Annotated in this window: 4 protein-coding genes and 1 pseudogene; 1 reads left to right on the forward strand and 4 read right to left on the reverse strand. The window is 56.4% G+C overall.

Annotation, left to right across the window (positions count from 1 at the left end; genetic code table 11):
- Window positions 1-152 precede the first annotated feature (152 nt).
- Window positions 153-1785 (forward strand): annotated as a pseudogene (locus A2I95_RS25925) (IS66 family transposase).
- On the opposite strand, the gene A2I95_RS25930 reads toward A2I95_RS25925, so the two are convergent.
- The 4 genes from A2I95_RS25930 to A2I95_RS25945 form a co-directional block, all read right to left on the reverse strand.
- The gene (locus tag A2I95_RS25930) at window positions 1766-1999 is read right to left on the reverse strand and encodes a DUF6429 family protein (RefSeq protein ID WP_259987989.1); all 234 of its coding nucleotides are present in this window, start codon (window positions 1997-1999) and stop codon (window positions 1766-1768) included. The pseudogene A2I95_RS25925 and the gene A2I95_RS25930 overlap by 20 nt on opposite strands.
- A gap of 91 nt (window positions 2000-2090) precedes the next feature.
- Window positions 2091-2327 carry a hypothetical protein gene (locus tag A2I95_RS25935; protein WP_291734548.1) on the reverse strand — a complete coding sequence of 79 codons (237 nt, stop codon included), beginning with the start codon at window positions 2325-2327 and terminating at the stop codon, window positions 2091-2093.
- Between the two features lie 759 nt (window positions 2328-3086).
- A complete protein-coding gene (locus A2I95_RS25940; RefSeq protein WP_291734550.1) occupies window positions 3087-3587 on the reverse strand; it encodes a GNAT family N-acetyltransferase in 501 nt (166 codons plus the stop codon).
- 283 nt (window positions 3588-3870) lie between these two features.
- The gene (locus A2I95_RS25945) at window positions 3871-4353 is read right to left on the reverse strand and encodes a DUF995 domain-containing protein (RefSeq protein WP_291734551.1); all 483 of its coding nucleotides are present in this window, start codon (window positions 4351-4353) and stop codon (window positions 3871-3873) included.
- Between the last annotated feature and the right edge of the window lie 579 nt (window positions 4354-4932).

Consider the following 4932-nt stretch of genomic DNA (forward strand, 5'->3'; position numbering starts at 1 on the left):
GTGCAGATCTCTGCGGCACAACTGGGCTATCTTCTGGAGGGGATCGACTGGCGCAATCCGCGCTGGACGCAACGTCCTGCAAAGGCTGGTTAAATGTTCCGTCGGGCCTGTTTTTATTGGCGCCCCTCGAGCCCGGATGATAGACATCCGCCATGTCGAATACCGCTTCCGAGCTTGCGAGATTACGCGCTGCCCTGGCCGCTGCGGAGGCCCGCGCAGAGGTTGCGGAAAGCGAACTGGCACAGACCCGCGCCGTCGTGTCCTGCTCGGAAGCGATGATCCAGGAACTCAAGCTTGAGATTGCCAAGCTGCGCCGCGACAAATTCGGCATCTCGTCGGAACGGCGCGCGCGGTTGATTGATCAACTGGAACTGCAGCTTGAAGAACTGGAAACGGCGGCAACCGAGGATGCCCTGGCCGCAGAACAGGCGGCTGAAAAGGCCAGCAAGGTGCGCGCCTTCACGCGCCGCCACCCTGTGCGCAAGCCGTTCCCCGATCACCTGCCGCGTGAGCGGGTGGTTGTCGAGGCACCTGCCGCCTGCACCTGCTGTGGCTCGGATCGTGAAGATGGGCGAAGATGTCACCGAGACGCTGGAGGTGATCCCGCGGCAGTGGAAGGTGATCCAGACCGTGCGCGAGAAGTTCACCTGCCGGGCCTGCGAGAAGATCAGCCAGCCACCGGCCCCGTTCCATGCGATCCCGCGCGGATGGGCCGGGCCCAGCCTGATCGCCATGCTGGTCTTCGAGAAATATGGACAGCACCAGCCGCTGAACCGGCAGGCCGAACGCTTCGCCCGTGAAGGCGTCGAGTTGAGCTTGTCGACCCTGGCCGATCTGGTCGGGCATGCCACTGCCGCGTTGCAGCCCATCCATGCCCTGATCGAGACCCACGTGCTTGCCGCCCACCGCTTGCATGGCGACGACACGACCGTGCCGCTCCTGGCGCGGGGCGGTGCAAAAAAGGCCCGTCTCTGGACCTATGTGCGCGATGACCAGCCCTGGAATGGTGGCGCACCACCGGTTGCGTTTTTCCGCTTCTCGCGGGATCGCGCGGCAACCAATCCCAATCAGCACCTCGCCGGATGGCAAGGCGTGCTGCAGGCCGACGCCTATGGCGGATACAACGATCTTTACCGCGCTGACCGAGATGCGGGCCCCGTGACCAGCGCGCTGTGCTGGTCGCATGCCCGCCGGAAGTTCTTCGAACTTGCGGATATTGCGGGCAACGTCCGAAAGGGCAAACCGGCCCATCAGATCTCGCCGGCCGCCCTGGAAGCGGTGAAACGGATCGACGCCATCTTCGACATCGAGCGCGAGATCAATGGGCTGGATGCCGATGCCCGGCTTGCCGTCCGTCAGGAACTCTCCCGTCCCCTGGTCGATAATCTCCATGACTGGCTGCAGGAAGAGCGCGCGAAGCTGTCCAGGCACAACAAGGTGGCCAAGGCGATCAACTACATGTTCGAGAAAGAGGGCCGTTGGCAGGCCTTTACCGCATTCCTCGATGACGGGCGCATCTGCCTGACGAACAATGCGGCCGAACGCGCCCTGCGCGGCGTGGCCCTGGGCCGGAAGTCATGGCTCTTTGCCGGCTCCGAGCGCGGCGGTGAGCGGGCCGCCGCCATGTACACCCTTATCGTCACGGCCAAAATGAACGGCATTGATCCGCAGGCCTGGCTGGCCGATGTCCTCGCCCGGCTGCCCGACATGCCCGTCTCGCGCGTGCCGGAACTTCTGCCCTGGAACTGGAAAGCCCGTGAGGGCGTTACTGCGGCGGCCGCGTGAACAACCGTTGAAACAGGGCTTTTGAGCGCTGTAGCCCTTCATCGGTCAGCACTACAGATTTGGCCCGGTTAACCGGGTCATGGATCAAACCCTTCCGATGCAATCGATCCAGTGCCGACCAGTCCATTCCCTTCCAGGCGCGACACTCATCATGCAGCGTCAACCAGAGCAGTCCCAGAACCGCGTCGTCAATCTTGTCCTCGTCGATCTCCATGAACAACGGGTATCACATCACAGAGCCAATGGGACCGCGGTCTTCGCCGGAGCCTTACGATACAAAGGGTGAAAGTGGGAGCGGGCAGCCGCTAGCCATGCCCTACCCCTTTTGACGCACAAAGAACTGACGCGCGCACAGCCTCTCTCGCCTCATTCATCGTATCGACCCGGCCATGCTCTGCCGGAAAGACCCAGGTCGCCCACTTCCAAGGCTTCGCGCCATTGAAAGGGAACTCTTCCAGCATCACCCGGCCCACATCGCGGCCGCTCCAGGTGATCACCCAATCATCCTTACCGACCTGGCCGCCGATCACAGTTCTTCGCATGGCCCACATGGGGGAACATTTAGAGAACACAGCGCAAAGATCAATGTGCTCCTTTACTGGATGATTTGAACACTTCCTTACGCCCCCACTCAGCCAGATTGCAGACCAACTCACATTACAAATGCAAGTTTGCCGCATTGCCCCTCGTTCCTACAACTTCATAGAAGGAGCCAATATCTCCGCCTGCTGGAGAACTAGAAGTTGGAGTCTCCGTGCCCATGAACAGGCAGCCATTACCAGTCGAGCCCCGCTTGATGAAGAATCTTTGTTGCATCCTGAGCCTTCCCAACCGTGAACTCCAGGCGGCAACGCTTAACTTCAGCTATAGTGGCCTTGGAGTCGTTCTGCCTGAAGACGCCTCAGAAATTGACTTCAGAGAAATACATACAGTGACTGTGAATGGCATTGGCAAGCTGCAGGTCATAGGCTTGTGGCGTTCAGGGTTCAAGATCGGGCTCAAATTCGTCTCCAGAAGAAGCACGCGGCCAATCTTAGATGCCTATTTCAAAACGATAGGCGAGTATCCTATCTAGACCAGAGGCCATTTGAGGGGGTGTCTATTGTAGTCACTCCTTTGTTGAACGCGGGGCTTTCACCCGCTGCGCTTGGCCCACCAGATACTGCCTGGCCGTGACTTCCACTCTTCCGGCCTGCCTGCGCTCGCCTGACTTGGTCCGCGCTCAGCTACCCGGCTCCTTTCTTGGACGAAGAAATCCAGCCTAGACCCACTCGCGCCGGTACTGGTGGAAGCCTTAAGCCTCAACGCGCATTGAGCTCCATTACCATCTCGTGCCACTGCATCCCACCGTGGTCAGATGCCGACGGCTGAATGTACCGATAGCCAAACTTTTCATAGAGAAGCAGGTGGTGCTCTTTACACATCAGATGGATGGAAGCTTTTCCCATCTCAGACATGCGGCTAACAAACTCATCCATTAATATGGTGGAAAGGCCACGGCCCTGAAACTCGGGATCGACCACCACAGACATGATTACCACGTTCGGCGCTGTCTGATCATGCCCTATGAGCTCTTTGAAGTCTTCGTCAGACATTTCAACCTCGTGGGCGCAACCGCTGTTTATGAAGCCGGCGACTTTGTTGTCGACCTCCAGGATCAGAAAGCCCTGAGGATATTCGGATATGCGTTTTGAAATCTTTCCAAGTGTCGCAGCTTCATCTCCATCGTAAGCAGATACTTCAATATCAAAGCAACGAGATGCATCTGATAGTGAGGCTTCGCGAAGGGTATGGTTGCACATGTCTACAGTCAATCTGTATGGTCTGAGTCAACTGGAATGCTACTCGATTATTTGGTCGATTTCCAGTTTCACCCTATAGCAACAGACTGCACAGAACAGCATCTGAGCCCTGAATCCGCACCTTTTATGCACCTTTTACGATACCTAAACGCTTCCTCAACACCACTCACGCAAAAAGAGAGTAAGGGAACCCCGTTCTCCCTTATCATCTAGGCAGATGATCCCTGCGGGCGTACGCCATTAACGCCCGCAGGTAGCCCGAGATGATTCACCTACGGTGCATTCAAAGCTTGAGTTTCCTGCGAAGCCTCTTAACCTTTGACTTGAACTTAAAGCCCTTCTCCAGGCTGGGACTGTTAGTGGCTTTCCACCATTCTCTGTCGTCAGGCCAGCTTCTCCAAACAATCCCGTCCTCGGCCGTTACATGAGAAACGCATTCTTCCTTTTTTTCTTTAGAAGCTACCTCCCCGTCTTTGGCCCGGTACCAATTCATCTCGTGACAAACGCGCCCTTTGCCGTCGATGCGCCATTTACCCAGCCCAACGCTATCAGGATGCTTTGCGCAATAAGCCTGAGCCTCCCAGTTGGCTCCGAAATAGATCCCTCCCTTGCATCCTTTCCAGATCTGAGTCTTGCCGCCATACAAGTTTGCAAGATCCTGCGCTCCCGTGACTTTCACATTTTGGGGTTTGGGGTCCGCAATGGCATTTTGCGTAAAAAGAAATGTGCCAGTGACCGCAAGAATGATGGTGAGTTTCAATCGCATAATATTACCCACCACTAACAGAAGGAGACCATACCATCGATCTACGGTTTAATTCCAGAAAAACGAAATGCCTTTGCATCTTCCTCCTTAGCTGGATCCGCACTTTAGGTGCTGCACAGTCAGATGGGCTGCGCAGTTTGGACATTCAAACACCTCACCCTCTGACGGCACATCGCTAAGTTCGAAATCCATGTCGATAGAGCACACTGGGCATTCGAATTCAGCCCAAGCCTCACTGGCACTGCTATGGAATTGAAACACCCCTTCCCCCTGGCAGTTTCACGGGGATGCATGTTAACCAATTGGTTGAGTGTTCCAAGTCATGAATTCTGCAGTCTACAGTGCGGACCCATTAGCTTAACCTGAGAAACCTGCTGTTTTCCTCATGCAGGGGGTGAGCAACCCGCGTTTAACCAGTGTCTTTTGTTAGGTTATGCGGGTTGCTCAGCTGGTCCCGAAACTAGCAACTGTATTCCTCACAAGGTCTGAGCTGCCCACTTCTGCCGGGATTTGCACAGTGCATTGACAATTGTGACCAGCTTCCGGGCGACGGCAATGATGATGACTTTGTGCGGTTTT

It is taken from the genome of Leisingera sp. F5 (assembly GCF_001593695.1).

Excerpts from the sequence above, each read along its gene's own strand:
- A2I95_RS25940 (WP_291734550.1), bottom strand. The coding sequence starts at position 3,587 with ATGTGCAACCATACCCTTCGCGAAGCCTCACTATCAGATGCATCTCGT.
- A2I95_RS25935 (WP_291734548.1), bottom strand. The coding sequence starts at position 2,327 with ATGCGAAGAACTGTGATCGGCGGCCAGGTCGGTAAGGATGATTGGGTG.
- A2I95_RS25930 (WP_259987989.1), bottom strand. The coding sequence starts at position 1,999 with ATGGAGATCGACGAGGACAAGATTGACGACGCGGTTCTGGGACTGCTC.
- A2I95_RS25945 (WP_291734551.1), bottom strand. The coding sequence starts at position 4,353 with ATGCGATTGAAACTCACCATCATTCTTGCGGTCACTGGCACATTTCTT.